The sequence below is a fragment of the Agromyces molybdatiresistens genome (assembly GCF_052748445.2).
Genome location: NZ_CM188258.1, coordinates 1,888,864 through 1,913,523, shown reverse-complemented (window position 1 = coordinate 1,913,523; position 24,660 = coordinate 1,888,864). Strand labels below are relative to the sequence as shown.

21 protein-coding genes, 2 tRNA genes and 1 other annotated feature are annotated in these 24,660 nt (G+C 69.3%); of the genes, 7 read left to right on the top strand and 16 right to left on the bottom strand.

The genetic code is table 11. The features are described 5' to 3' along the window. Positions 1–53: 53 nt before the first annotated feature. The 5 genes from ACULK2_RS08835 (at position 54) to ACULK2_RS08815 (ending at position 5,993) form a co-directional block, all read left to right on the top strand. A protein-coding gene (locus ACULK2_RS08835) for an IS3 family transposase (protein WP_445969682.1) occupies positions 54–1,291 on the top strand; the annotation gives its coding sequence in 2 pieces (ribosomal slippage) (positions 54–339 and positions 339–1,291; 1,239 coding nt in all). Continuing rightward, positions 326–441: a sequence feature (AL1L pseudoknot), on the top strand. (Overlaps the previous gene by 116 nt.) A 400-nt stretch (positions 1,292–1,691) precedes the next feature. Then, positions 1,692–2,600, top strand: coding sequence for an ASH domain-containing protein (locus ACULK2_RS08830; RefSeq protein WP_445969518.1), 909 nt, complete (start codon positions 1,692–1,694; stop codon positions 2,598–2,600). Beyond that, the gene (locus ACULK2_RS08825; RefSeq protein ID WP_445969519.1) at positions 2,597–3,742 is read left to right on the top strand and encodes a caspase family protein; all 1,146 of its coding nucleotides are present in this window, start codon (positions 2,597–2,599) and stop codon (positions 3,740–3,742) included. Before ACULK2_RS08830 ends, ACULK2_RS08825 begins: the two co-directional genes overlap by 4 nt. Further along, positions 3,742–4,818: a hypothetical protein gene (locus tag ACULK2_RS08820; protein ID WP_445969520.1), complete on the top strand. Its 1,077-nt coding sequence runs from the start codon at positions 3,742–3,744 to the stop codon at positions 4,816–4,818. Before ACULK2_RS08825 ends, ACULK2_RS08820 begins: the two co-directional genes overlap by 1 nt. Next, positions 4,815–5,993 (top strand): MBL fold metallo-hydrolase, encoded by a 1,179-nt coding sequence (locus tag ACULK2_RS08815; protein WP_445969521.1) that lies wholly within the window; start codon positions 4,815–4,817, stop codon positions 5,991–5,993. The genes ACULK2_RS08820 and ACULK2_RS08815 overlap by 4 nt, the downstream gene beginning before the upstream one ends. Positions 5,994–6,543: 550 nt before the next feature. On the opposite strand, the gene ACULK2_RS08810 is transcribed toward ACULK2_RS08815, so the two are convergent. The 3 genes from ACULK2_RS08810 to ACULK2_RS08800 all read right to left on the bottom strand — a co-directional run bounded on the left by ACULK2_RS08810 (position 6,544) and on the right by ACULK2_RS08800 (position 8,983). Next, positions 6,544–6,617: transfer RNA gene (locus ACULK2_RS08810), tRNA-Ile, on the bottom strand. Positions 6,618–6,627: 10 nt separating this feature from the next. Then, positions 6,628–7,869 (bottom strand): glycosyltransferase, encoded by a 1,242-nt coding sequence (locus ACULK2_RS08805; protein WP_445969522.1) that lies wholly within the window; start codon positions 7,867–7,869, stop codon positions 6,628–6,630. A 196-nt stretch (positions 7,870–8,065) separates the two neighbouring features. Continuing rightward, positions 8,066–8,983 carry a DMT family transporter gene (locus ACULK2_RS08800; protein WP_445969523.1) on the bottom strand — a complete coding sequence of 306 codons (918 nt, stop codon included), beginning with the start codon at positions 8,981–8,983 and terminating at the stop codon, positions 8,066–8,068. A gap of 40 nt (positions 8,984–9,023) precedes the next feature. Here ACULK2_RS08800 and def point away from each other — a divergent pair, with 40 nt between their 5' ends. Then, positions 9,024–9,590, top strand: coding sequence for a peptide deformylase (gene def / locus ACULK2_RS08795; protein WP_445969524.1), 567 nt, complete (start codon positions 9,024–9,026; stop codon positions 9,588–9,590). A gap of 19 nt (positions 9,591–9,609) precedes the next feature. Here def and ACULK2_RS08790 read toward each other — a convergent pair whose 3' ends face one another. From ACULK2_RS08790 to dusB, 12 genes are all read right to left on the bottom strand, one after another. Further along, positions 9,610–9,915 (bottom strand): AzlD domain-containing protein, encoded by a 306-nt coding sequence (locus tag ACULK2_RS08790; protein WP_445969525.1) that lies wholly within the window; start codon positions 9,913–9,915, stop codon positions 9,610–9,612. Further along, positions 9,912–10,628 carry an AzlC family ABC transporter permease gene (locus ACULK2_RS08785; protein ID WP_445969526.1) on the bottom strand — a complete coding sequence of 239 codons (717 nt, stop codon included), beginning with the start codon at positions 10,626–10,628 and terminating at the stop codon, positions 9,912–9,914. Before ACULK2_RS08785 ends, ACULK2_RS08790 begins: the two co-directional genes overlap by 4 nt. Positions 10,629–10,740: 112 nt before the next feature. Then, a tRNA-Asn gene (locus ACULK2_RS08780) sits at positions 10,741–10,813 on the bottom strand. A gap of 83 nt (positions 10,814–10,896) precedes the next feature. Beyond that, entirely contained in the window at positions 10,897–11,946 is a 1,050-nt protein-coding gene (locus ACULK2_RS08775; protein ID WP_445969527.1) for a D-isomer specific 2-hydroxyacid dehydrogenase family protein, read from the bottom strand. Further along, positions 11,943–12,806, bottom strand: a complete 864-nt coding sequence (locus ACULK2_RS08770; protein WP_445969528.1) for an ATP-binding cassette domain-containing protein — start codon at positions 12,804–12,806, stop codon at positions 11,943–11,945. Before ACULK2_RS08770 ends, ACULK2_RS08775 begins: the two co-directional genes overlap by 4 nt. Further along, on the bottom strand, positions 12,803–14,497 hold the full coding sequence (locus ACULK2_RS08765) for an ABC transporter ATP-binding protein (protein WP_445969529.1): 1,695 nt from the start codon (positions 14,495–14,497) through the stop codon (positions 12,803–12,805). The genes ACULK2_RS08770 and ACULK2_RS08765 overlap by 4 nt, the downstream gene beginning before the upstream one ends. Next, positions 14,494–15,576, bottom strand: a complete 1,083-nt coding sequence (locus ACULK2_RS08760; protein WP_445969530.1) for an ABC transporter permease — start codon at positions 15,574–15,576, stop codon at positions 14,494–14,496. Before ACULK2_RS08760 ends, ACULK2_RS08765 begins: the two co-directional genes overlap by 4 nt. A 1-nt stretch (position 15,577) precedes the next feature. Then, entirely contained in the window at positions 15,578–16,672 is a 1,095-nt protein-coding gene (locus ACULK2_RS08755; protein WP_445969531.1) for an ABC transporter permease, read from the bottom strand. A 95-nt stretch (positions 16,673–16,767) separates the two neighbouring features. Then, complete coding sequence (locus ACULK2_RS08750) at positions 16,768–18,399, bottom strand: ABC transporter substrate-binding protein (RefSeq protein ID WP_445969532.1); 1,632 nt, start codon at positions 18,397–18,399, stop codon at positions 16,768–16,770. A 217-nt stretch (positions 18,400–18,616) separates the two neighbouring features. Continuing rightward, positions 18,617–20,689: a DNA primase gene (gene dnaG, locus ACULK2_RS08745; protein WP_445969533.1), complete on the bottom strand. Its 2,073-nt coding sequence runs from the start codon at positions 20,687–20,689 to the stop codon at positions 18,617–18,619. Between the two features lie 48 nt (positions 20,690–20,737). Further along, positions 20,738–21,997, bottom strand: a complete 1,260-nt coding sequence (locus ACULK2_RS08740) for a deoxyguanosinetriphosphate triphosphohydrolase (RefSeq protein ID WP_445969534.1) — start codon at positions 21,995–21,997, stop codon at positions 20,738–20,740. A gap of 4 nt (positions 21,998–22,001) precedes the next feature. Continuing rightward, complete coding sequence (gene dusB / locus ACULK2_RS08735; protein WP_445969535.1) at positions 22,002–23,156, bottom strand: tRNA dihydrouridine synthase DusB; 1,155 nt, start codon at positions 23,154–23,156, stop codon at positions 22,002–22,004. A 93-nt stretch (positions 23,157–23,249) separates the two neighbouring features. On the opposite strand from dusB, the gene ACULK2_RS08730 reads away from it, so the two are divergent. After that, positions 23,250–23,735 (top strand): aminoacyl-tRNA deacylase, encoded by a 486-nt coding sequence (locus tag ACULK2_RS08730; protein ID WP_445969536.1) that lies wholly within the window; start codon positions 23,250–23,252, stop codon positions 23,733–23,735. 141 nt (positions 23,736–23,876) lie between these two features. Here the strand turns inward: ACULK2_RS08730 and ACULK2_RS08725 are convergent, their stop codons facing one another. After that, positions 23,877–24,542, bottom strand: a complete 666-nt coding sequence (locus tag ACULK2_RS08725) for a DsbA family oxidoreductase (RefSeq protein WP_445969537.1) — start codon at positions 24,540–24,542, stop codon at positions 23,877–23,879. Between the last annotated feature and the right edge of the window lie 118 nt (positions 24,543–24,660).

Genomic DNA, 24,660 nt, shown 5'->3' with positions numbered 1-24,660 from the left:
CTCACTGATTCGGCCTGGGTTTCGTTCCGTCCTCTAATTCAGGATGGATGACGATGCCGAAGAAGTTTGAACCCGAGATGCGTGAGCGGGCGTTGCGGATGCTCGCTGAGGCGATGCCGGCGCATGTGAACAAGAGCGCCGCGGTGCGGCACGTTGCTGACCTGCTCGGGATGAGTCCTGAGACGCTGCGGACCTGGGCGCGGCGGGTCGAGGTCGATGAGGGACGTGTCGCGGGCACTCCGACGGATGTGCTGGAGGAGAATCGTCGCCTCAAGCGGGAGGTCGCCGAGCTCCGCAAGGCGAACGAGATCTTGAAGGCGGCGAGCGTGTTTTTCGCCAAGGAACTCGACCATCCCACGACGAAGTGATCCGGTTCATCGACGAGCATCGGGATCAGTTCGGGGTCAAGGCCATCTGCCGGGTGCTGCGCCCGGCGATCCGTGGGTTCCTCACCGCCCGCGGCTACCGCGCCGCGAAGACCCGCATCCCCTCGGCCCGGGCGTTGCGTGATGAGCTGCTGGTGCCCGAGGTCGCGCGGCTGCATGCGGAGAACTACGGCGTGTATGGGCGGCGCAAGATGCACGCCTTGCTGCGCCGGCAGGGCTGGGCGGTCGGCCGGGACCAGACCGAGCGGCTGATGAGGTTGGCCGGTGTCCGCGGCGTGCGACGCTCGAAGAAGGTATTCACGACCAAGAGCGATCCCGCGGTCGAGAAGCCGAAGGATCTCGTGCAGCGACGCTTCACCGCGCCTGGGCCGCGGCAGCTGTGGGTGGCCGATGTCACCTACGTTGCCACCTGGTCCGGGTTCGCGTACGTCGCGTTCGTGACCGATGTGTACTCGCGCCGGATCGTCGGCTGGAACGTCGCCGCGACCTTGAAGGCCGACATCCTGCCGTTGCAGGCGCTGAACATGGCCGCGTGGGCCGCCGGCGGGAACCTCGACGGGCTGGTCCATCACGCCGATCACGGGTCGGACTACCTCGCTGTGGTGTACACCGACCGGATCGTCGAGCTCGGCGCGCAACCGTCCACCGGAACCGTCGGCGACTCGTACGACAATGCCCTCGCCGAGGCTGTCAACGGGCTCTACAAGACTGAGCCGATCCGCCGTCAGGGACCGTGGCGGACCGTCGAGCAGGTCGAACTCGCCACCCTCGAGTACGTGTGGTGGTGGAACAACCAGCGCCTGCACGGCGAACTCGACCTGCGCACCCCGATCGAGGTTGAGCAGGCCTACTACGCTGACCAAGAATCAGGCCTGGCGGCGACCGCCGGACAGGGAAACCGATAGGAACGAAACCCAGGCCGAATCATTGTCCAGGCATGGGTGACCGACCTTCCTGCGCGGCTGCCCGACGAGGACCGGCGTCGGTCGAAGCGGCCACGACCGGGGCAATGGCCTCAGCGGAACGTTCTTCGGCGTCTCGACCGTGCTCCTCGACGACGGCGACACGTCGACGGGTTCGTCTGCAGCCCGTCGGTTTCCGGGTCGTGCTCGAAACATTGCGGCCGAGCCGGCGGCGCCTCACGTGCTGCCTGTCTGACAGGTCTTGCGCGGTCTCTACGAGGATCGAGACACGGCGTCGTGGACACAACGCTCGAATCAATATCCATCCAGCTATTGCGGGCGTACCGCAATAGCGGTACGAAAGGCATCGAGTCAGTCTTGTGAGGATTCGTTCGCCATCCCGATGGAACTGGAGGGCGGTGACGCAATGACGCGTGGTATTGCTGGGCTGCGGCCCGGATGGATTCTGTTCATTCTGGGACTGCAGTTTGCAGTCCTGCTCGCGCTGTTGGTCGTGTCATTCCTTGATCTCTCATGGTTCCCCTCAACCGGCGCGGTGATCGGTGGAGTGTTCCCGTGGATCGTTCCATGGGCTGCGGCTCTGGGCGGCGCGAGTCACGCGATGTACTCAGTGAGCTATCACTGGAAGAATTTTCGTCGATCAACGCCATTACAGCGCCGACAGGCCGAGCGCCAGGGGTGGGAGTGGAACGCCTTCTACCTCGTCCGCGTGCTACTGGGCTGCGTGTTCGGCACCGTGGCGGCGCTCATTGTGGTGTGGGTGACGAAGTCGATCGACGTCGGTCTGACTGCTGAGCAGGGCATCTCGACGTCCGGAAAGATCGTGCTGTTCGTTATCGCTTTCGTCGTGGGCTTCCAGCAGGATTACTTCAAGGAGCTGCTGAAGCGCGTGGCGGCCATTCTTCTGACGAAACCCGAGACTGGACCCGGAAGCGGAAAGGTCTCGCCTGATCAACCGCCACTGCTTGAGATTCGCGGTGACCTGCAGTTCGGTGACGTTGACGAGCGCACGCGGGTCACACGAGATGTCAATGTGGCGAATCTCAGCGATGCCGAGCTCAGTGATCTCTCGGTTGTCATCGCCGACCCGTCGCGCGGGTTCAGCGTCACCCCAGACACGATCCCGTCTCTGCCGGCGCGTGCCGCGGCAGCGGTGACGGTGACCTTCGCGCCAACTACCAGAGGCCGCAGATCGACAAAGCTCTCGGTCATCCACGATGGTGACACCCTCGACTACCTTCCGATCGAAGGAAGCGGACGCAGAGCCACTGCAACCGGGGGCAAGTCATGAAGCTCGACTTCGCGGTGGATGCTGCGGCCGCACAGAGAACGCACGCTCTTGTGATCGGAGTGAGCAAGTACCCGTTTCTCGATGGCCCAGACCAGACGGACTTCGGCGCGGAGTTCGGGATGACCGAGCTCAGCAGTGCGGCATCCTCGGCGGCCGACGTCGCCTCGTGGCTGATCTCGGAGTACGACAGCGATGCGCCTTTGGCCACACTGCGGATCCTGCTCTCGCCGGCCGACGGCGAGACGATCGGTGGAACGATCGCGGCGCACCTCGCGTCGCCTTGCCCCGCGACGCGCAGTGCGGTCGACGAGGAGATGGAGGGATTCGTCGAAGATTGCCGAGACCCCGATGCCGTCGCTTTTGTCTATGTGGTAGGGCATGGAATCCAGTTCACGAAACGAGGCGCTGTGCTTCTCCTGGAGGACGTTGCCCGGACCCGGGTACAGGAGTTGAGAGGGGCCCTTGACGTAGCCGGCTGCTTCGAGGCCTTTGATGGGCCGGAGTTCGCGTCGACGCAATTCTGGTTCTTCGACGCCTGCCGCGAAAGGCTGCAAAGTCCCAACCTCGAGACGCTCGCCGGCGCGTATGCGCTCTCCATCCCAAGCGGCTACGCCGCATCTTCAACCCTGTACCTCGGCTCATCGACTCGTGAAGCGGCATTCTCTGTCCCCGACGATCGGTCGATATTCAGCAGAGCGTTGCTTGAAGCGTTCCGCGGCGCCGGCGCGGACGGTCCGACCGACCTGACAACCGACGACTGGTGGGTGACTACCACCAAACTGCTCGACGCGGTTCGACCGGCGGTGAGGCGCCTTGCCGCACAGTACGCTGCTGAACAGAACGTCGAAGTGGTCGGGCTCAGTGCACGCACCCGAATCCACCGCCTCAAGGGTGTCCCACAGGTGCCGGTCCGACTCACGGTCGACCCGGAGGCCGCCGGCGGCACCTCCGTGCTGTCTCTGCTGTTCAACGCGACCGAACCACGCGTCACCGACAGTGCGACGTGGCCATTCGAGTCGACGATGCCGGCAGGCTACTACAAGATCAAGGTCACGACACAGTCGCCGTACCACGACTTCGACAAGCTGCATCGGCTGGAGCCTCCGGGATTCGACGGCTCATTGCGACTTGGGGGTGCGTAGTGGGTGATGCGGCCGCCCCGGTCGAGCTCGGTCAGCTGTCAGTTGAGATAACGAGCGAGTCCTACCTACTCGCGTCCAACCTGCCGATCGAGGTGCGAGACGCGAGGGAACGCTTGGTCGGCCAAGGCCATGGTTCGATCGATATCAGGGTGCGCCCTGGGATCTATCGAATCGTGGCCACCCTGCCTGACGGCGGACGAGCAGACGAACTCGTCGAGGTGCAAGGACCCGAAGGGTTCCATGTGCACTTCGGGAAGGAACCGGTGTCGGACGCGACGCGCGAGACTGCCGGCGCCGGAGAAGACTCTCCAATGTTCTACCTAGACACTTCTCCAGGTGATGAGCCAAGCTGGCCCGCGGAGCTCGTCTACACCAAGGGAGCCAGCGCACGCGTCCTCCAAGGCTCGTGGCTCTTTCAGCCCGATGATCTCGATGACCCGCTGACCGATGCTCCGCACTGCGCGTTCCGAATCGGCGAAACGACCGTCACGGCATCCCTTCCCATCAATCCCGTCGGGTGGTTCCCGACGGACACCTGCATCGTTACGCCGGTCGACGACGGAGGCGTCCGCCTCGACGTCCGGTTCGCGCGGCAGCGCCTAGTTGCCTCCAATCTCGAGGGTCAGCTTCGGTCGGGTGCTTATGCGTCGCCGACATCGTTTCTCGACTCGGCGGCGGGGCTGCTTCTAGATAAGTACCGGGATCCGACAGCCGCCGCACTGGGTGGACTGACCTTGCATCGACTGGGGCGACTCCGCGAACGCGAAGAGTGGGTTGCGAACCTCGCGAGGGACTTCGCCTGGCTGGCGGACGGACGCGTCCTCGAGATCGCGCTACACGCGCAGGATGAGGACGAATACGAACGTGCCCGCTGGCTTGACCGGCTGCTCGAGGTGGCCAAAATGCGCCCGATGTTCGCGGACGGTTATGCGCTCCTGCTCGACCTGCTCCGGCGTTGGCCCGACGGCTCGGGCGAAGCCTCGCGAGCAGAAGCCGTCGCCGACATCACGAGCCGGATCGTCGGCGTCGACTGGAACGCTATCGCGCTGACCGAATACGCGGTCGATCAAGCATGAGCATCGAGCTGAGGTTTCTGCCGGCGCAAGCAGGCGATGCCATCTGGATCCGCTGGACAGACGACGATGGGACTCGTCGCCAGATCCTCGTGGACATGGGGCAGGGCGCGACCGGCAAACGCATCCGCCAAGAGGTCGCTGAGCTACATGAGACGGAACGCCACTTCGACCTGCTCGTAATCACCCACGTCGACGCCGACCACATCGGCGGCGCAATCACCGGAATCGCGGAGACGGTCCCCCTAGACGGATGGACGTTCGACGACACGTGGTTCAACGGTTGGCCGCACATGCTGGGCTTCGCCGCCCCGCGCAATCCCCCCCTTGAGGCGCAAGGACCGGTCCAAGGCGAGGTCCTGGCGAAGTGGCTCGGCGATAGCCCGTGGAACGAGGAGTTCCACCGCAAAGCCGTCGAGCGCACAACGCCTCTGCAGACCTCCGCGTGCGGGGACGTTCTCATCACCGTCATCGGCCCCCCTCATCGTCGGCTCGAGCGGTTCAAGACGACGTGGGCCGAAAAGGTGAACGAAGCCGTCGACAAGGCGCGGCTGCCCCAGTCCGACCGACGCGACGCCACCAACGCTGTCCCTCAGGGCGGACGGCGCCGACCAGTCGCGCCGGTGATCGCCGACGACAGGCAACTTGACCAGCTGGCAGACCGGAACCGCGCGGAGGACACCGCCCCCGCCAACGGCTGCAGCATCTGCCTGGTGCTCGAGTGGAACAACCAGCGCGTGCTCCTGACGGGTGACGCCTGGCCGACGGACGTTTGCGAGGGTCTCGACGTGTACGCGGCTGAGCGGCATCTTCAGTCACCCCTAGATTTCGCCCTCGTGAAGCTCCCCCATCACGGCAGCCAAAACAACGTGTCGGATGAGCTGCTCGACCGCATACGCTGCAGCGAATGGGTCATCTCGACCAGCGGGTCGATCTACTACCACCCCGATGCCCCAGCCATCGCGCGACTGCTGCGCTCCCGCCGCCGACCGCGGCCTCGCGTGCACTTCAACGTACCCAGCGAGTTCAACCAGTGGTGGTCCTCTCCGCCCCTCGGTCAGCCCGAGGACTGGACGAAGCGATTCAACTACTCAACGACGACCGGCACCGCTGCTGACGGGCTGACGTGCACCGTGTTTGCCGACGGCTCCGTGACGACCAGCGGCGAGACCTCCTAAGAACGAGCGGACGGCACCCGGTGGCCGCGGCAGGCAATCGGCACCTGCGGTTGCCGCCAAAATGTTCATGCAGAGCGGATGTTGCCGCTGGAAAGCCGCCGGAGCACGCAGATCGATCGCCTCCGGCCGCGAGAAGATCTCATACGATGCAGAGTGCTTCGCGCTGATTCGGGTTCACATCGGAAAGCTGGACGTTCGGGCAGATGGCGATCCCCACCCTCATACGGGTCGCGAGCGCAATCGCAGTTAACGAGCAGGTACGGACCGGCCAGAAGGCCGTCGGCGAGTCCGGCATCGACGGCGGCGGCAGCAAATTGAGTTCGCCGCTAACGACGTGCCGCCTCGAGTGCCGTGGAAGGTGACATGCCGGGCCTTCCCTTTACAGCACGCGAACGGACGTCGCCCTCAAGACAGCCCGAGCTCACTCAAGACGCAACCAACTCAACCGCCTACATCTCCAGCACGCTCGAACACAGTTCGAGTGCGCTTGCACTTGCCGCGAAGAAGAGCGGATGGTGGGTGCAAGAATCCCTGATCAAGTGCGGTTTTGTAGGGCGGACGGGACTTGAACCCGTGACCGATGGATTATGAGTCCACTGCTCTAACCGGCTGAGCTACCGCCCCTGGAGCGATCTCAGTCGGGCAGGATGACCGGGATCGACTCGGTGACCGGATCGGTCACGCGCTCACCACGATACAGACTCTCGAACGTGTCGAGCGTGCGGGTGATGTCGTGCGCCTTGATGAGCTTGAGCGACTGCGACTTCATCGCGTTGTACTCCTCGGGCGAGGCCTCGAGGACCGTGCGGAGCTTCGCGGCGAGGTCCTCGGCGCTGCCCGGCTCGAAGAGGTAGCCGTTCTCGCCATCGTGGACGAGGTGCGGAAGCGCCATCGCGTTCGCCGCGACGACCGGGAGGGCCGAGGCCATGGCCTCCATGGTGACGATGCTCTGCAGTTCGGCGATCGAGGGCATGGCGAGTACCGATGCCCGGTGGTACGCCTCGCGCAGCTCCTCGTCGGTGACGTAGCCCGTGAAGTTCACGCGGTCGGCGATGCCGAGCTCGACCGCGAGGTGCTCGAGGTTCCGCTTCTGGTCGCCACCGCCGACGATGTCGACCTTCGCGTCGAGCTCGGCCGGCAGGAGCTTCACGGCGCGCAGCAGCACGTCGATCTGCTTCTCACCCGTGACCCGGCCGACGAACACGATCCGGTTCTCGGTGCGCGGCTCCCAGTTCGGCGAGTACTTGTGCGCGTCGATGCCGCACGAGATGGCGTGCACGCCGCGAAGGCCCGTGTACCGCTCGAGGAAGTCGGCGGCCCGGCGCGTCGGCGTCGTGACCGACTCCGCTCGGCCGAACGTGCGACGCGCCGCCTTCCAGGCGAGCCCGACGGCCCAGTCCTGCCACGCCTTGGGGATCAGCGTGAACTCGAGCATGTTCTCGGGCATGAAATGGTTGGTGCCCACGATCCGGATGCCGCGCTTCGCGGCCTCGATCGACAGGCCTCGGCCGACGACGATGTGCGACTGGAAGTGCACGACGTCGGGCTTCACCTCGTCGAGGATGCGCGCGCTGTTCTGCTTGATCCGCCACGGCAGGGCGAAGCGCAGCCAGTCGTGCGGGTACCAGCGCCAGCTGAGCAGGCGGTGCGCGGTGACCTCCTGGCCCTCGTGCACCTCCTTCCACGTGCCGTGCTTGCGGCTCGCGGCGGGGGCGACGACGTGCACGTCGTGACCGCGCTCGACGAGACCGGCGGCGAGCCGCTCGGCGAAGCGGGCGGCGCCGTTGACGTCGGGCGCGAAGGTGTCGGCGCCGATCAGGATCCGGAGCGGGCGCTCCGGGCCGGGTTCGGCGGACACGCTCGGTGAGTCGGACACGTGGTGCTGTACCTCGCTGTTCGTGGAACGGGGTGGTCGGCCCGGGACGAGGCCGCAGGATCAAGGGGACGGGCCGCGTGGGCTGGATCCATCCGACCCTAGTCTACGAGAGGGTCCTCCGCAGCGCTGATCTCGCGCGCCCGATCCTGCTCGGATGAGCAGGTGCGATGTGCCGGCGGTGCGGGGCGTGCGTCGGTCAGAGCCTCGTCTGCGGATGGTTCTTGGCGAGCAGGAACACACCCCAGACCGCGACGGCGCCCGTGACGGCGAACGTGACCATCGCCCACGGCGGCGCCTGCGACGCCTCCCCGAGCACGATGATGCCGATGAGCACCGCGACCATGGGGTCGACGACGGTGAGGCCGGCGATGACCAGGTCGGGCGGGCCACTGGCGTAGGCGTTCTGCACGAAGTACGCGCCCAGGGCGGTCGCCAGGAGCAGCGCGATCACGCAGACCAGGGTCAGCCAGTCGAACTCGCCCTGGTCGATCCGAGAGAGCACGACCTTGGCGAGGGTGGCCACGAAGCCGTACAGCACGCCGGCCATGAGCACGTAGAAGATCGCACGGATCCGGCGGCGGAACAGGGCGAACGTCACCGCGGCGGCGGCGAGCACGACGGCGAGGACGATGAGGATCGTGATGAGCTGGCGAGCCATGACCGGCCTGTCGACGGCGGTGAACGCCGCCACGCCCACGAACACGAACACCCCGCCGACGCACATCACGATCGCGGTGATCGACTTGGAGTTGAGCTTCACCTTGTTGATGCGCGAGTTCAGGATCGACGTGATGACGAGCGCGAGCGCGCCGAGCGGCTGCACGACGATGAGCGGTGCGAAGTAGAGACTCGCGAGCTGGAACACGATCGCGAGCCCGAGCATGAGGGTGCCGAGCACCCACGAGGGCCGCGCGAGCAGCAGCGCGAGCTGCTTGCCGTTCAGGCCCTTGCCGAGCGTGTCGGCCGTGTTCGCCTCGACCTTGACCACGCCGCGGTGCTGGAACTGCGCCCCGAGGGACAGGAAGACGGCGCCGACGAGCGCGAGCGGGATGCCGATGAACTGCGTCGGATCGAGTGGAATCAGCTCGGTGAGCTCGCTGAGGTCCGGATCCACCCCTCGACCCTACCGGCTCCGCCGTCGATATCCTTGGCGAATGGCCGTGCTCCCGATCCGAATCACGGGCGACCCCGTGCTCCATGCTCCGGCATCGCCGGTCGAGACCATCGACGACGAGATCCGCATGCTCGTGCGCGACATGTTCGAGACGATGGATGCCGCGCCTGGCGTCGGCCTCGCCGGCCCCCAGGTCGGGGTGCCGCTGCGCCTGTTCACCTACGGCTGGACCGACGAGGACGACCGTCCGTGGCGCGGCGTGGCGATCAACCCCGAACTGTGGATCTCGCCGCCGGTGCCCGGCATGCCCGACGAGGACGACGAGTCCGAGGGATGCCTCTCGTTCCCCGGCGAGCGGTTCGCACTCCGACGCGCGGAGCGCGCCATCCTTCGCGCCACCGACCTCGAGGGCGAACCCTTCGAGATCGTCGCCGACGGATGGCTCGCCCGCATCTTCCAACACGAGTACGACCACCTCGACGGCGTGCTCTACATGGACCGGCTCGACGACCACGACCAGCGCATCGTGCAGAAGATCACGCGCAAGCGCGGCTGGGGCCGGCCGGGCTCGAGCTGGATGCCGGGCGTCGAGGACCTCGAGGCGTGAGCCGCGGCATCCGCCCGGCTCAGACGAAGAGGCGGATGCCGGCAGCCACCGCCGCGGCCACCGCGACCACGACGATGAAGGGCGTGCGTACCGCGTAGAGCGCCGCGGCGACCACCAGCGCCGGCACGCGCGCGTCGACGACGAGCGTCTGGCCGACCGCGAGGGTCTGCACGGCGATCAGCGCCGCCAGGAGCGCGACGGTGAGCAGGTCGGCGATGCGTGCCGGTCGCTCGCGCTCGAGGAAGGACGCGGGGACGAGATGACCCGTGAGCTTCAACGCGAGCGTCGCCGCGGTCGCCAGGAGGATCACGTGCCATACGGTCATCGGGCCGCCTCCCGCCTGCGGAACAGGTCGAACCAGCCGACGACGAGCGCGACGACGGCGGCCACGAGAACGGGCAGGCCCGGCGTGAGGACCGGCGTCGTGATCGTCGCGACGACGGCCGCGAGCACCGCGGTCGCCCCCGCCTGGACGCGCTTCAGCCGCGGCCAGAGCAGCCCGAGGAACGCGGCGGCGGCCGCGGCGTCGAGCCCGTAGGCGCGCGTGTCGCCGAGTGCGTCGCCGATGAGGGCTCCGAGGAGCGTCGTGAGGTTCCACCCGACGAAGATCGCGACGCCGGTCACCCAGAAGCCGACGCGGGCCGCGCGCTCGTTCGTCTGAGCCAGCGCGACCGCCGTCGACTCGTCGATCGTGAGCCACGCCGCGGCGAGCCGATGCGCCAGTCCGGGCTCGCCGACGACCGGGCTCATGCGCATGCCGTAGACCACGTTCCGCACGCCGAGCAGGGCCGCCGCGGCGATCGCCGAGCCGCCCGCCGCGACGCCGCCCGAGCCGACGACCCCGACGAGCGCGAACTGCGACCCGCCCGTGAACATCACGAGACTGAGGAAGCAGGTCTGCCAGACGTCGAGGCCCGACGCCACGGACAGCGCGCCGAACGAGACGCCGTACGCCGCGGTCGCGAGCCCCACCGCGATGCCGTCGCGTCGGGCCCCGCGGATCGAGGCGTCGACGTCGGATTCGGGCACGGGTCCCATTCGACCCGCACGTGCGGGTGCGCGCAAATCGGCGCCGAGTGGGATCCGGCCGACCGCGCGCCGCACCGGCGGAGACGAGAACGGCCCGGACGGAGGGTCCGGGCCGGGGAAGCTCCCCCACTTGGACTCGAACCAAGAACCTATCGGTTAACAGCCGATTGCTCTGCCAATTGAGCTATGGAGGATCACGCTGGGCGCAGAGATACTGTAGCAAAGCGAGCGCCGGACTCCCAATCCGAGCCGGGCTCGGCTCGCTCTTCTCGCGACCTCAGTATCCCGCGTCGAGATCGACGCGTCCCTCGAACGCGGAGCGGCCGACGAACGCAGCGACATTGGCCATGATCCGGCTCGCGAAGAGCGGCGCGGTCATCGCCTCGGTGTCGGCCACGTGCGGCGTGACGAGGCAGTTCGGCGCGTTCCAGAGCGGATGCCCCGGCGGCAGCGGTTCCGGATCCGTGACGTCGAGTCCGGCGCCGCCGAGCCGCCCCGACTCGAGCGCGTCGAGCAGCGCATCGGTGTCCACCAGTCCCCCACGAGCGACGTTCACGAGCACGGCACCCAGCGGCATCGCGGCCAGCTCGTCCGCGCCGATCAGCCCGCGCGTCTCGTCCGTCAGCGCGGCGACGACGAAGGCGATCTCCGCGGTGCCGAGCACGTCGGCCAGACGGTCCGTGGTCACGGTCCGCGCGGCGCCGGGCACCGCGGCATCCGCTCGCCTCACGACGGTGGCCCGCACGCGGAACGGTTCGAGCAGCCGCAGGAGCTCGACCGCGATGCCGCCGGCGCCCACGATGACGACCTCGCTGCCGTAGAGGCTGCGACCCCGCTCGTCGACCTCCCACGAGTCCGCGCGCACGCGTCGCGGGAACTCGCGCAGCACCGCGAGCGCGAGTGCGAGCGCGTGCTCGGCGACGGGTTGCGCGTAGGCGCCCTTGGCGCTCGTCCAGACGCGACCGTCACCTCGATGCCGTCGGAGCAGGCCGGCGAACGCGTCGACGCCCGCCCACGGCAGCTGCACCCAGGAGATCGACGGGTGCTCGGCGAGCACGGACTCGAGGCCGCCCTCGCCGGAGGAGCTGGTCCAGATCAGGCCGCGCGTGGCCGCCGAGAGCGGGGCGACACGGCCGCCGCCGGCGACGACGGCGTCCCGGAAGGCCTCATGGGCCCCGCGGGCCTCGTGGGCCTCGGGCAGGATCGCGATCGGGCCGGCCTCCGGTCGCGCGTCCGTCGATGCCGCCGCACCCGCAGCACCCGCGTCGGGGCCGGGCGCGCCCGCCACCGGCTCGTGCCGCGGGCGCCCGCCGTCGGCTGCGGTCACCGCGCGCCGTCGGACACGTCGTCGGTGGCGGCGTGCCCGTCGTCGATCGCGCCCGCGAGCGCCTTGACGTACGGATGCAGCGGGTCGTGCAGGACATCCTCCATGGTGCCGTCGGCGACGAGCTCGCCGCGATCGAGCACCGCGATCCGGTCGGCCACCCGGCGCAGCACCGGCAGATCGTGCGAGATCACGATCGCCGAGAACGTCTGGCCGTCCCGCAACTCGATGAGGAGCCCCGCCACCGCGTCGCGCACGGTCAGGTCGATGCCGGCGGTCGGCTGGTCGGCGATGAGGAGCTTCGGGCCGAGCACCAGCGCACGTGCGAGCGCAACGCGCTGCCGCTGCCCGCCGCTCAGCTCGTACGGGAACTTCTCGAGCATCCCGAGCGGGAGCCGGACCGAGTCGAGCATCGTCGCCACGCGCGTCGCGAGCGCCGCGCGGTTGTAGCGGTGATCACGCTCGAGGATCGGCTCGCCGATGATCTCCGCGATGGTCCGATCCGCGGGCAGCCGCGCCGCGGCATCCTGTGCGAGGTACCCGACGTGGAAGCGCAGCGCATTCAGCTTGCGACGGGAGACGCCGCGGAGCGGCGTGCCGAGCACCAGCGCCTCGCCCCCCGTGATGACCGGCCGGACCTCGCCGCTCGCGAGCGTCGGCTCGAACGCGGCACCGGAGAGCACGCGCGCGAGCGTCGAGGCGCCGCTCCCGGCGGACCCGATCAGGCCGACGACCTCGCCCGGCGCGACCCGGAGATTCACGCCGTGCAGCGCGACGTGCGCGGCACTCGGCCCGCGCCCCGGGTACTCGACCGACAGGTCGCTGACGACGACCGGATAGCCGTGCGCAGCGTCGGGGCTCATCGTACGGCCTCCTCGCGCAGCCGCCGGAGCTGCTCGCGCCGCTCCGCCTGCGCGACCGGGTCCGGCACGGGCAGTGAGGCGAGCAGCCGCTGCGTGTACGGGTCCTCGGGCGAGCCGAGCACCTCGGCGCCGGTGCCCTCCTCGACGAGCCGGCCCCGGTAGAGCACCGCGATGCGGTCGGCGAGCAGGTCGACGACCGCGAGGTCGTGGCTGATGAACAACGACGCGAACCCGAACTCGCGCTGCAGCTCGGAGAACAGCTCGAGCACGCGCGCCTGGACCGACACGTCGAGCGCCGAGGTCGGCTCGTCGGCGATGAGCAGCTCGGGCTCGAGCGCGATGGCGCGGGCGAGGCTCGCGCGCTGCCGCTGCCCGCCCGAGAGCTCGTGCGGGTACCGGTCGCCGTACGACGCCGGCAGCTGCACGGCCTCGAGCAGCTCGTCGACGCGCGGGCGCGCGTCGCGCGCGTCGACCGCCCGGTCGTGGATGACGAGCGGCTCGGCCACGCACTCGGCGATCGTGAGCAGGGGGTTGAAGCTCGACGCGGGATCCTGGAACACGAAGCCGATGCGGCTGCGCGCCGGACGGAACCGCCGCTCGCGGATGCCGAGCATCTCGTGGCCGAGCACCTGGAGCGAGCCGCCGGTGACCTTCGTCAGGCCGGCGATCGCGCGACCGATGGTGGTCTTGCCCGATCCGGACTCGCCGACCAGTCCCAGCACCTCGCCGGGGCGGATCACGAGGTCGACGCCGTCGACGGCACGGAAGGACGGTCGGCCGAACCGGCCCGGGTACTCGATCTCGAGCCCGCGCGCCTCGACGACCGGGCTCTGCTCGACCCAGTCGGCCGGTCGGGCGGCGGCGCGCTCGGCGGCGCGCGCGACCCCGTGCCCGACGTACGGCACCGCGGCGAGCAGCGCCTTGGTGTAGTCGTCCTTCGGATCGGCGAACAGCTCGCGCGCGGTCGCCTCCTCGACGACCCGGCCCTGGTACATCACGGCGACCCGGTCGGCGAGGTCCGCGACGACGCCCATGTTGTGCGTGATGAGCACGATCGCGGTGCCGAACTCGTCGCGCACGCGCCGCAGCAGGTCGAGGATCTCGGCCTGCACCGTCACGTCGAGTGCGGTCGTCGGCTCGTCCGCCACGATGAGGCCGGGCTCGAGCACGAGGGCCATGGCGATGACGATGCGCTGCTTCTGCCCGCCCGAGAACTGGTGCGGGTAGTAGTCGACGCGATGCTCGGGGTCGGGGATGCCCACCCGGCCCAGGATCTCGATCGCCCGCGTCCGAGCCTCCGCCTTCGAGACCTGGCCGTGCGCGCGCAGGCCCTCCATGATCTGCCAGCCGACCGTGAACACCGGGTTGAGCGCCGTCGACGGCTCCTGGAAGACCATCGCGACATCGGTGCCGCGGATGCCTCGGAGCTCCGCTCCGCTCAGCGACACCACGTCCTGCTCGGTCGTGCCGTCGCGGTTCGACAGCACGACCGCGCCGCCGGTCGTCGCGGTCTCGGGGAGCAGGCCGAGGATCGTCTTCGCCGTCACGGTCTTCCCCGAGCCGGACTCGCCCACGATCGCGAGCACCTCGCCGCGTTCGACGGAGAGGCTCACGTCGTCGACGGCCTTGACCGCACCGGCATCCGTCGAGAACGAGACGCCGAGGTTCCTGATGTCGACCACCGTGCTCATGGCTTGACCTCGATTCCGTGTTCGTCGAACGTCTCGCCGTCCTCGAGGCCCGCGAGCCCTCCCGGACCGGCGATGAGGGTGCCGCCGGGCACCACCGAGGTCTCGGCGACCTCGCCCGCCGCCTGGGCGACGCGCCGCCGGCCGCGCAGGCGCGGGTCGGCGAGGTCGTTCAGGCTCTCGCCGACCAGCGTGATCCCGAGCACGGTGAACACGATCGCGAGACCCGGGAACAGCGCCGTCCACCAGATGCCGCTCGTCACGTCGGACAGCGCCTTGTTGAGGTCGTACCCCCATTCGGCGGCCGCCGTCGGTTCGATGCCGAACCCGAGGAAGCCGAGGCCGGCGAGCGTGAGGATCGCCTCCGAGGAGTTCAGCGTGAAGATGAGCGGCAGCGTGCGGGTGGCGTTCCGCAGGATGTGGCGGAAGATGATGCGCGGGTTCGACGCGCCGAGCACCTTCGCCGACTCGACGAACGCCTCCGACTTCATGCGGACGGTCTCCGCGCGGATGACGCGGAAGTACTGCGGGATGAACACCACGGTGATCGAGATCGCCGCGGCGAGGATGCCGCCCCAGAGGCTCGACTGTCCGCCTGAGATGACGATGGCCATCACGATCGCGAGCAGCAGCGACGGGAACGCGTAGATCGCATCGGAGAGGACGACGAGCACGCGGTCGAGCCATCCGCCGAGGTACCCGGAGACGAGGCCGAGGAACACGCCCGCGAAGATCGAGAGCGTCACGGCCACGATGATCACGAGCAGGGCCGTCTGGGTGCCCCAGATCACGCGCGAGAGCACGTCGTAGCCGCCGACGGTCGTGCCGAGCAGGTGCTCCGCCGACGGCGGCTGCTGTGCCCCGAAGGGGCCGTCCGGGCCGCGGAGCTGGTTGTAGCCGTAGGGCGCGATCAGGGGCGCGAAGATCGCCGTGAGCACGAAGATGCCGGTGATCACGAGGCCGGCGACGAGCATCCCCCGCTGGAGCCCGACGCTCTGCCGCAGCTGGTGGACGACGGGGATCCGGTCGCGCCAGCGGTGGCCCGGGCGTGCCGTCGCGGGAGTGGTGACGATCTCGGACATGTCAGTACCTCACCCTCGGGTCGATGAGCGCCGCGAGGATGTCGACGATGAAGTTGGTGATCGCGACGATGACCGCCAGCAGGACGACGATGCCCTGGACGGCGACGAAGTCGCGAGCCTGGAGGTACTCAGCGAGCTGGAAGCCGAGGCCCTTCCACTCGAAGGTGGTCTCGGTGAGGACCGCGCCGCCGAGCAGCAGCGCGATCTGCAGGCCGATCACCGTGATGATCGGGATGAGGGCCGGGCGGTACGCGTGGGTGCGCACGAGCCGGAACTCGCTGACGCCGCGCGACCGGGCCGCATCGACGTAGTCCGTCGCGAGCGTGCCGATCACGTTCGTCCGCACGAGGCGCAGGAACACGCCGGCCGTGAGCATGCCGAGCGCGAGCGCGGGGAGGACGGCGTGCGCGAGCACGTCGCCGAGCACGGCCGGATTGCCCGTGCGGATCGCGTCGATCGTGTAGAGGCCCGTCGGGTTCGGAAGCAGTTGCATCTGCAGCTCGGCGCTCGTCGACGCGCGCCCGGCGACCGGGAGCCAATCGAGCCAGACCGCGAACACGAGCTTCAGGAGCATGCCCGCGAAGAACACCGGGGTCGCGTAGCAGAGGATCGCGAACACGCGGAGGAACGCGTCCTGGCCGCGGTCGCGGAAGTACGCGGCGACCATGCCGAGGGGGATGCCGACGATGAAGGCCACGATGAGCGAGTAGAAGACGAGTTCGAGCGTGGCCGTGCCGTAGGTGAGCAGCACCTCCACCACGGGGCGGTTGTCGCTGATCGTCGTGCCGAAGTCGCCGGTGAAGACCTGGCCGAGGTACTCGACGTACTGCACGATGACCGGCCGATCGTAGCCGGCGGCCTGGATGCGCTCGGCGAGCTGCGCGGCGGTCAGCCGGTCGCCGAGGGCGGCCGTGATCGGATCGCCCGTCGCGCGCATCGCGACGAAGACGATCGTCACGAGGATGAAGACGGTGGGGATGATGAGCAGGGCGCGGACCAGGATGTATCGCCCGAGTCCACCCCCCGCAGGTCGTGAGGTGCGCCGGGTGGGCGCGATGCCGCCGGAGGAAGGCGGCGCGGTCGCCGTTGAAGCCATGTTCGCCATTCTGGACTCGAATGCGGGCGGCCCGCTCCGTGAGAAGCGGGCCGCCCGTTCCTGTTCGTGTACGAGACTCTAGTGCCCCGCCGGGATCACCCCTTCGAGATGGCTCCGTAGCGGAACTTGAACGACGCGTCGAGCGTGTTCTCGGTGCCCTCGACGTCGGAGCCGACGACGGCGACCTGCGCGCCCTGGAGGTACGGCACCGTCGACAGGTCGGCGGCCACCTTCTCCTGGATCTCCTCGATGAGCGCGGTGCGGGCGCCCTCGTCCTCGGTCACCGACTGCTCGAGGATGAGGTCGTTGACCTCCTGGTTCGAGTAGTGGTTGCCGAGGAAGTTCTCGTTGAGGAAGAACGGGCTGAGGTAGTTGTCGGCGTCGGAGTAGTCCGGGAACCAGCCGAGCTGGTACGCCGGGTAGACGTCGGCCGTGCGGTCCTTCGAGTACTGCACCCACTCGGTGGTCTGCAGGTTGACGGTGAAGAGACCGGATGCCTCGAGCTGGTCCTTGATCAGGGCGTACTCGTCACCCGAGGACGGGCCGTAGTGGTCGTTCGAGTACTGCAGGTTCAGCTCGACGGGGACCTCGACGCCGGCGTCCTCGAGGGTCTGCGTCGCCTTGTCGACATCGGCACCGCCGTCGCCGTCGCCGTAGAGCTCCTTGAGCGGCTGGATGGCGCCCGTGAGCCCGTCCGGCACGTAGGAGTAGAGCGGCGTGTAGGTGCCCTTGTAGACTTGGTCGGCGATCTCCTCGCGGTCGATGAGGTCGGCCACCGCCTGGCGGACCGCGAGCGCCTTGGCCTCGTCGGCCTCAGGGGTCTCGGCGCCGTACGGCTGCGTGTTGAAGTTGAACACGACGTAGCGGATCTCGCCACCGGGGCCCTCGACGACCTTGACGGCGTCGTTCCCGCGGAGGTCGTCGATGTCGGTCGCGGAGAGGCTCCGGAACGCGACGTCGATGTTGCCCTCCTGCACGTCGAGCTTCATGTTCGACGCGTCGGCGTAGTACTTGACGTTCACGACGTCGGTCGCCGGGGCGCCGAGGATGCCCTGGTAGTCCGGGTTCGCCTTGTAGGCGACGAGGTTGTTGAAGTCGTAGCTCGTGATCGTGTACTGGCCGGCGAACGCCTCGCCGTCGACGATCTCTTCGTCGGGGGTGAGCTCGTCGGCCGCGAAGACCTCCTCGTCCACGATCGGGCCCGCCGGGCTCGAGAGGATCTGCGGGAAGATCTGGTCGTTCTCGCTCTTCAGTGTGAACACGACGGTCGTGTCGTCGGGCGTCTCGATCGAGTCGAGGTTGTAGAGCAGGGCCGACGGCCCGTTCTCGTCGGCGATCGCGACCTGGCGGTCGAAGCTGAACTTCACGTCGGAGCTGGTGAGCTCGTTGCCGTTGGCGAACGTGAGGCCCGACTTCAGCGTGACGGTGTACTCGGTCGGCGAGGTGAACTCGGCCGACTCCGCGATGTCGGGCTCGACGTCGGACGTGCCGTAGGGCGAGTTCATCAGGAACGGGAACACCTGGTTCATGACCGCGAAGGAGCCGTTGTCGTACGAGCCCGCGGGGTCGAGGGTGGTGACCTTGTCGGTGGTGCCGATGGTCAGCGTGCCACCGGCGGTGTCCTCGTCGCCGCCCCCTGCGGAGCAGCCCGCGAGCGCGAGCGCCGCGGCGGAGAAGCCCGCCGCGAGCGCGAGACCGCGCCGGCGGTTCGTGGATGCGGATGCCATATCCGTCTACCTCTTCCTGTCAGTGAACGCGCGCGGGTTCGCCGCGTCGCGATCGTGTATCTCTCAGGGATAGCACCCGCTGCCCGTGACTGCGCCCCGAGCGGGGGCCACCACGGCCCGAATGTGATCGATCTGCAACCTTGCCGCCCCGAGTACGTGGACACGATGAGCAGTCCTCGGATCCGATCGCCGTCGATCCGCCCTGCCCGGCCGGCTGTCAGTCGCCGCGCAGCGCCCGCCGCTCGCCCTCGATGTCGACGAGCGCGCGCTGGATCATCGCGTAGGTCGCCGTGTCGGCCCGGTCGGTGCGCTGCAGCCGGCCGAGCAGCTCCTGCTTCTGCCGCAGCAGCTCGCGGTCGACGAGCGCACCCACGACGCCTCGCACGTACGCCGTGAGCTCGGCTCCGTCGCGCTGGGGCACCGGGAGCACCGCGAGCTGCTGCACGATCGATGCGAACGGCGGCGGGACCTCGCCGATGACGCGGTCGACGGTGACCGTGCGGGTCGCGACGGCGGATGCCGCGGCATCCGGTGAGTCGCCCGAGGCGAGGGATGCCGCGGCGAGCACCGAGGCGATCCCGTCGCGCACCACCGCGAGCGTGCCGTTGCCGAACCGGCAGTCGACGCCATGGCGCAGCAGCTCGTCGCCGACCAGCTCGGGGTACTGCAGCATCACCTGGAGCGCGTCGCGCTCCAGTCGCGTCGCCGGATCGTTCGGCAGCATCGTGATCGAGAAGGGCCGATCGGATGCTGCGGGCTCGCCGCCATCGAAGGCCGGCGCGCGGGCATCGCCGACAGGCGGTCCAGGGGCGGGACCGTCGGCACGACCCGGCGGTCCCCCGTCCTGGCCGCCGGTCCCACGCGACCCGCCGGACTCGCCCTGCCGGCCGCGCGCCTCGGGTCGACGGTCGCCATGAGACCGGTCGCCACGTCGCTCGCGCTCGCCTTCGCGGCCGCGCTCGCCGTCGCGCGCCCGGGCGCCCGCCGACCGCACGGCGCGCCCGACCTCGTCGAGCTCCATGCCGAGCATGCGCGCGAGCTCGCGCGTGTATCCGGGCCGGAGCGCGGGATCGCGGATGTCCGCCACGACGGGTGCGGCGGCCCGCAGTGCGGCGACGCGCCCCTCGACGGTCTCGAGGTCGAACCGGGCGAGCGTCGTGCGGATCACGAACTCGAACATCGGCGTCCTCGTCTCGACGAGCGAGCGCACCGCGGCGTCGCCGCGCGCGAGGCGCAGGTCGCACGGGTCGAGCCCGTCTGGTGCGACCGCGACGAAGGTCTGCGCCGCGAAGCGGCGCTCCTCGGCGAATGCGCGCATCGCGGCCTTCTGCCCTGCGGCGTCTCCGTCGAAGGTGAAGACGACCTCGCCGACGCCGGAGTCGTCGCCGAGCACGCGCCGGAGCACCTTGATGTGGTCGACGCCGAACGAGGTACCGCACGTCGCGATCGCGGTCGTGACGCCGGCGAGGTGGCAGGCCATGACGTCGGTGTAGCCCTCGACGACGACCACGCGGTGCGACTTCGCGATCTCGCGCTTGGCCAGGTCGAGCCCGTAGAGCACCTGCGCCTTGTGGTACACGGCGGTCTCGGGGGTGTTCAGGTACTTGGGGCCCGGGTCGTCGTCGAGCAGCTTCCGGGCGCCGAATCCGACGGTCTGGCCCGTGACGTCCCGGATCGGCCAGATGAGCCGGCCGCGGAACCGGTCGTACACGCCGCGGTCGCCCTGCGAGACGAGGCCCGAGGCCGCGAGCTCCTCGGTCGTGAAGCCCTTGCCCCGCAGGTGCCTGGTGAGCGTCTCCCAGCTCTTCGGCGCGAAGCCGACCCCGAAGTGGCGGGCGGCCTCGGCGTCGAAGCCGCGCTCGCCGAGGAACCGGCGTCCGACCTCGGCCTCGGGCGTGCCGAGCTGCTCGAGGAAGAACTCCTCGGCGGCGCGGTTCGCGGCGAGCAGCCGGGCGCGATTGCCAGCGCCCTCGGCCGGCCCGCCGTCCTCGTAGTGCAGCTCGAAGCCGATGCGGCCCGCCAGCCGTTCGACGGCCTCGGTGAAGGTCACGTGGTCCATGCGCTGCAGGAACGTGTATACGTCGCCCGATTCGCCGCACCCGAAGCAGTGGTAGAAGCCGAGCTGGGGCCGGACGTGGAAGCTCGGGCTGCGCTCGTCGTGGAAGGGGCAGAGGCCCTTCATCGAGCCGACGCCGGCCGACTTCAGCGACACGTGCTCGCCGACGATGTCGGCGATGTTCGTGCGGGCCTTGACCTCTTCGACATCGCTCTGTCGAATGCGGCCCGCCATGTCGTCAATCCTATTCCGCGGATGCCGCCAGGCGGCCCCGCACGCACATCACTGCTGCACGAGCCGTTCGTACCAGCTCAGGGCGGACTGGTCGGTGAGGCTCGCGACCTGGTCGACGACGACGCGGCGGCGCGCCGCGTCATCCGTCGCCGATCGCCAGTCCTCGGCGAATCCGGCGTCGAGGTGGGTCTCTCCTGTCTCCCAGAGCACATCGGCGAGGGAGGCGAGCACCTCCCGCTGCTGCGAGTAGATCGGCTGGCGCGTGTTCCTCGACATCACGAACGCGGCGACGATGCCCTTGAGCACGGCGATCTCGGCCTGGATCGACCGCGGAACGACGACGTCGGCGTCGAACCGGATGAGGCTCGCGACCGGGTTATGCGCTCGGGTGGCCTCGGTCGCGGCGTGCGCGAACCGGCCGATGAGCTGGCTCGTGAGGTTCTTCAGCGCCGCCTGGTCGCGGCGGCTGCCCGTCCACTCGGAGATCCACACGTCGAGCGAGTCGAGGCGGTCGAAGGCGGCGATCAGCTCGTCATGGCCGAACGCGCCGCCGATCCACTCGACCATCGCGTCGACGAGCTCGTCGTGGTCGACGCGGCGGCCGAGCGCGGCCACATCGATGTACCCGCCGACGATCGCATCCTCGAAGTCGTGCACCGAGTAGGCGATGTCGTCGGAGAGGTCCATGACCTGCGCCTCGATGCAGAGCCGGCGTTCGGGCGCGCCGCGGCGCATCCACTCGAACACGGCGAGGTCGTCGGCGTAGAAGCCGAACTTCGTCCGGCCGCTGGGGTCGCCGACTCCCGAGACCTCGGGCCAGGGGTACTTGCAGCTCGCGTCGAGGCTCGCGCGCGTGAGGTTGAGCCCGACCGAGCGCCCGTCGGTCGAGAACACCTTCGGCTCGAGGCGCGTGAGGATGCGAAGGGTCTGCGCGTTGCCCTCGAAGCCGCCGATCTCGGCCGCCCAGGCGTTCATGGCCCTCTCGCCGTTGTGGCCGAACGGCGGATGGCCGAGGTCGTGCGCAAGGCAGGCGGTGTCGACGACGTCGGGGTCGAGGCCGATGCTCGTCGCGAGTTCGCGCCCGACCTGTGCGACCTCGAGCGAGTGCGTGAGCCGGTTGCGCGCGAAGTCGAGCCCGGACGTCGGGCTCAGCACCTGCGTCTTCGCGGCGAGCCGTCGCAGCGCGCTCGAGTGCAGCAGGCGCGCGCGGTCGCGGGCGAAGTCGCTGCGGCGCCGGTTCTCGTGCTGCTCGGGCAGGAAGCGCTCGGCGTCGGCCTCGTCGTAGCCGCCGAAGAGTCGGTCGCGCACGCGATCAGCCGCCGCTCGTGTCGAGCTCGGCGTCGACGAGGGTCGCCCGGTCGTGACCCGCGAGGTCCTGCGAGTCGAGCCAGCCGTCGGGCAGCGCGGGGTTCTTGGGCGTGCCCGCGCGGCCGCGCGGACCCTCGGCGCCCTCGCCCGGGTACGGCGTCGACCAGTCGAGCGTGCCGAGCAGGTCGTCGAGTTGCGCGAGCGACTCGACGGTCGCGAGCTTCGCACGCAGGTCGCCGCCGACCGGGTAGCCCTTGAAGTACCACGCGACGTGCTTGCGGATGTCGCGGCAGCCCCGTTCCTCGCTGTCGAAGAACTCGGTGAGCAGCTCGGCGTGCCGCCGGAACGTGCGCGCCACCTCGCCGAGCGTCGGCTCGGCCTTGGCCTGCTCGCCGCGGAAGGCTGCGGCGAGGTCGCCGAAGAGCCACGGCCGCCCGAGGCATCCGCGCCCGACCACGACGCCGTCGCAGCCGGTCTCGTCGACCATGCGGAGCGCGTCGTCGGCGGACCAGATGTCGCCGTTGCCGAGCACGGGAACGCTCGTCACGGTCTCCTTCAGCTTCGCGATCGCGGACCAGTCGGCGTGGCCCGAGTAGAACTCCGACGCGGTGCGGGCGTGGAGCGCGATCGACGCGACGCCCGCATCCTCGGCGATGCGCCCGGCCTCGAGGTAGGTGAGATGGTCGGCATCGATGCCCTTGCGCATCTTCACCGTGAGCGGCACGTCGCCCGCGGCCTTCACCGCGCCCTCCACGATGTCGCGGAACAGGCCGGATTTCCACGGCAGCGCCGCTCCCCCGCCCTTGCGCGTGACCTTCGGCACGGGGCATCCGAAGTTCAGGTCGATGTGATCGGCGCGATCCTCGGCGACGAGCATCGTGACGGCCTCGGCGACGGTCTTCGGGTCGACGCCGTACAACTGGATGGAACGGGGCGTCTCGGACTCATGGTGCGTGATGAGGCGCATCGACTCGGGCGTGCGTTCGACGAGCGCGCGGCTCGTGATCATCTCGGAGACGTAGAGGCCGGCGCCGAACTCGCGGCAGAGCCGGCGGAACGCCGTGTTCGTGATGCCCGCCATGGGCGCGAGCACGACCGGCACCTCGAGGTCGAGGCCGCCGATCGTGAGCGGGCGGGCGGGGGTCGTGGTCGTTGGCATCGTCATCGATTCTCCCAGACGGCGGGACCGATCGGCCCGGCGGCGCGGCGCCGGCGCATAGGATGCGGGCATGACGGCAGTGGGGAGGACGGCATGACGCGCTTCGCCGGGTTGAACGGGGTCGAGCGGGTGCAGGCGGATGCCGCGGCACGCGGCCTCGACGTCGAGGTGATCGAGCGCCCCGCCGCGCGCAGCCTCGAAGAGGCCGCCGAACTCCTCGGCATCGAGCCCCGCGACATCGTCAAGTCGCTCGTCGTCAAGCGCAGCGACGACACCTACGTGTTCGCGCTCGTTCCCGGTGGCCGCAAGATCAGCTGGCCGAAGCTGCGCGCCCTGCTCTCGGTGAACAAGCTGCAGCTGCCGGACGCCTCGCTCGCGCTCGCCGCGACCGGCTACGAACGCGGCACGATCACCCCGCTCGGCTCGACCGTCGACTGGCCGGTGGTCGCCGACGAGACCCTCGTCGGCCGCCGCGTCTCGATGGGCGCCGGGGAGCACGGCCGCAGCCTGTTCGTCGACGCCGACGCGCTCATCCGTGCGCTCGACGCGACCGTCGCCGACATCAGCGACCCCGAGTAGCCCGTACCGAGCGCGACGCCCGCAGCGTGCGCTACTCCGACGCCGGAAGCACGCAGGCGTCGCCCTCGCAGACGGCGGCCTCCGGGTCCCCGGCGATCATCGTGAACGGCGCGGGCGTGGCATCCGTCGCCTGATCGCGGCTCACGCCGCGGCCCCCTCGCGCTCGCCGGCGACCTGGGCGAGCACGTTCGAGAACACCTCCGCGGGCTGCGCGCCCGAGACACCGTACCTGCCCTCGAACACGAAGAACGGCACGCCCTGGATGCCATAGGCGCGCGCCTGCGCGATGTCGGCCTGCACGTCGTCGGCGTAGCGGCCCGACTCGAGCGCCTCGCGCGCCTCGGCGCCGTCGATGCCGAGCTCCTCAGCCCAGCCGACGAGCTCGTCGATGCGGTTCACGCGGCCGCCCTCGGTGAAGTAGGCCCTGAGCAGGCGCTCCTTCATCTCTTGCTGCTTCCCGTGCGCCTTCGCCAGGTGCAGCAGCTCGTGGCCCTTCAGGGTCTTCATGTGCGCGACCGTCTCGAAGTGGTACTCGAGACCCGCCGCCGCGGCGACGCCGGTCACGTGCTCGAGCATCTGCTCGACGCGGTCGAGCGGCAGGCCCTTGGCCTTCGAGAGGTACTCGGTCGTCGAGCCCTCGAAGTCGAGCGGGGTGTCGGGCGAGAGCTCGAACGAGTGGTACTCGATCTCCACGTCGGGCGCGTCGTCGCCGAGCGCGGCGATCCCGGCTTCGAGGTGGCGCTTGCCGATGTAGCACCAGGGGCACGCGATGTCGGACCAGATGTCGATCTTGATGGGGGAACTCACGGTGTATGCGAACGGATGCTTCACCCTGCGTATTCCGCATCGTTTCCGCGGATACACGATCGGGCGCGCCGAGACTCGCTCCGCGAAGGCGGCGCGCCCGATCCCATGTCCGCAATGC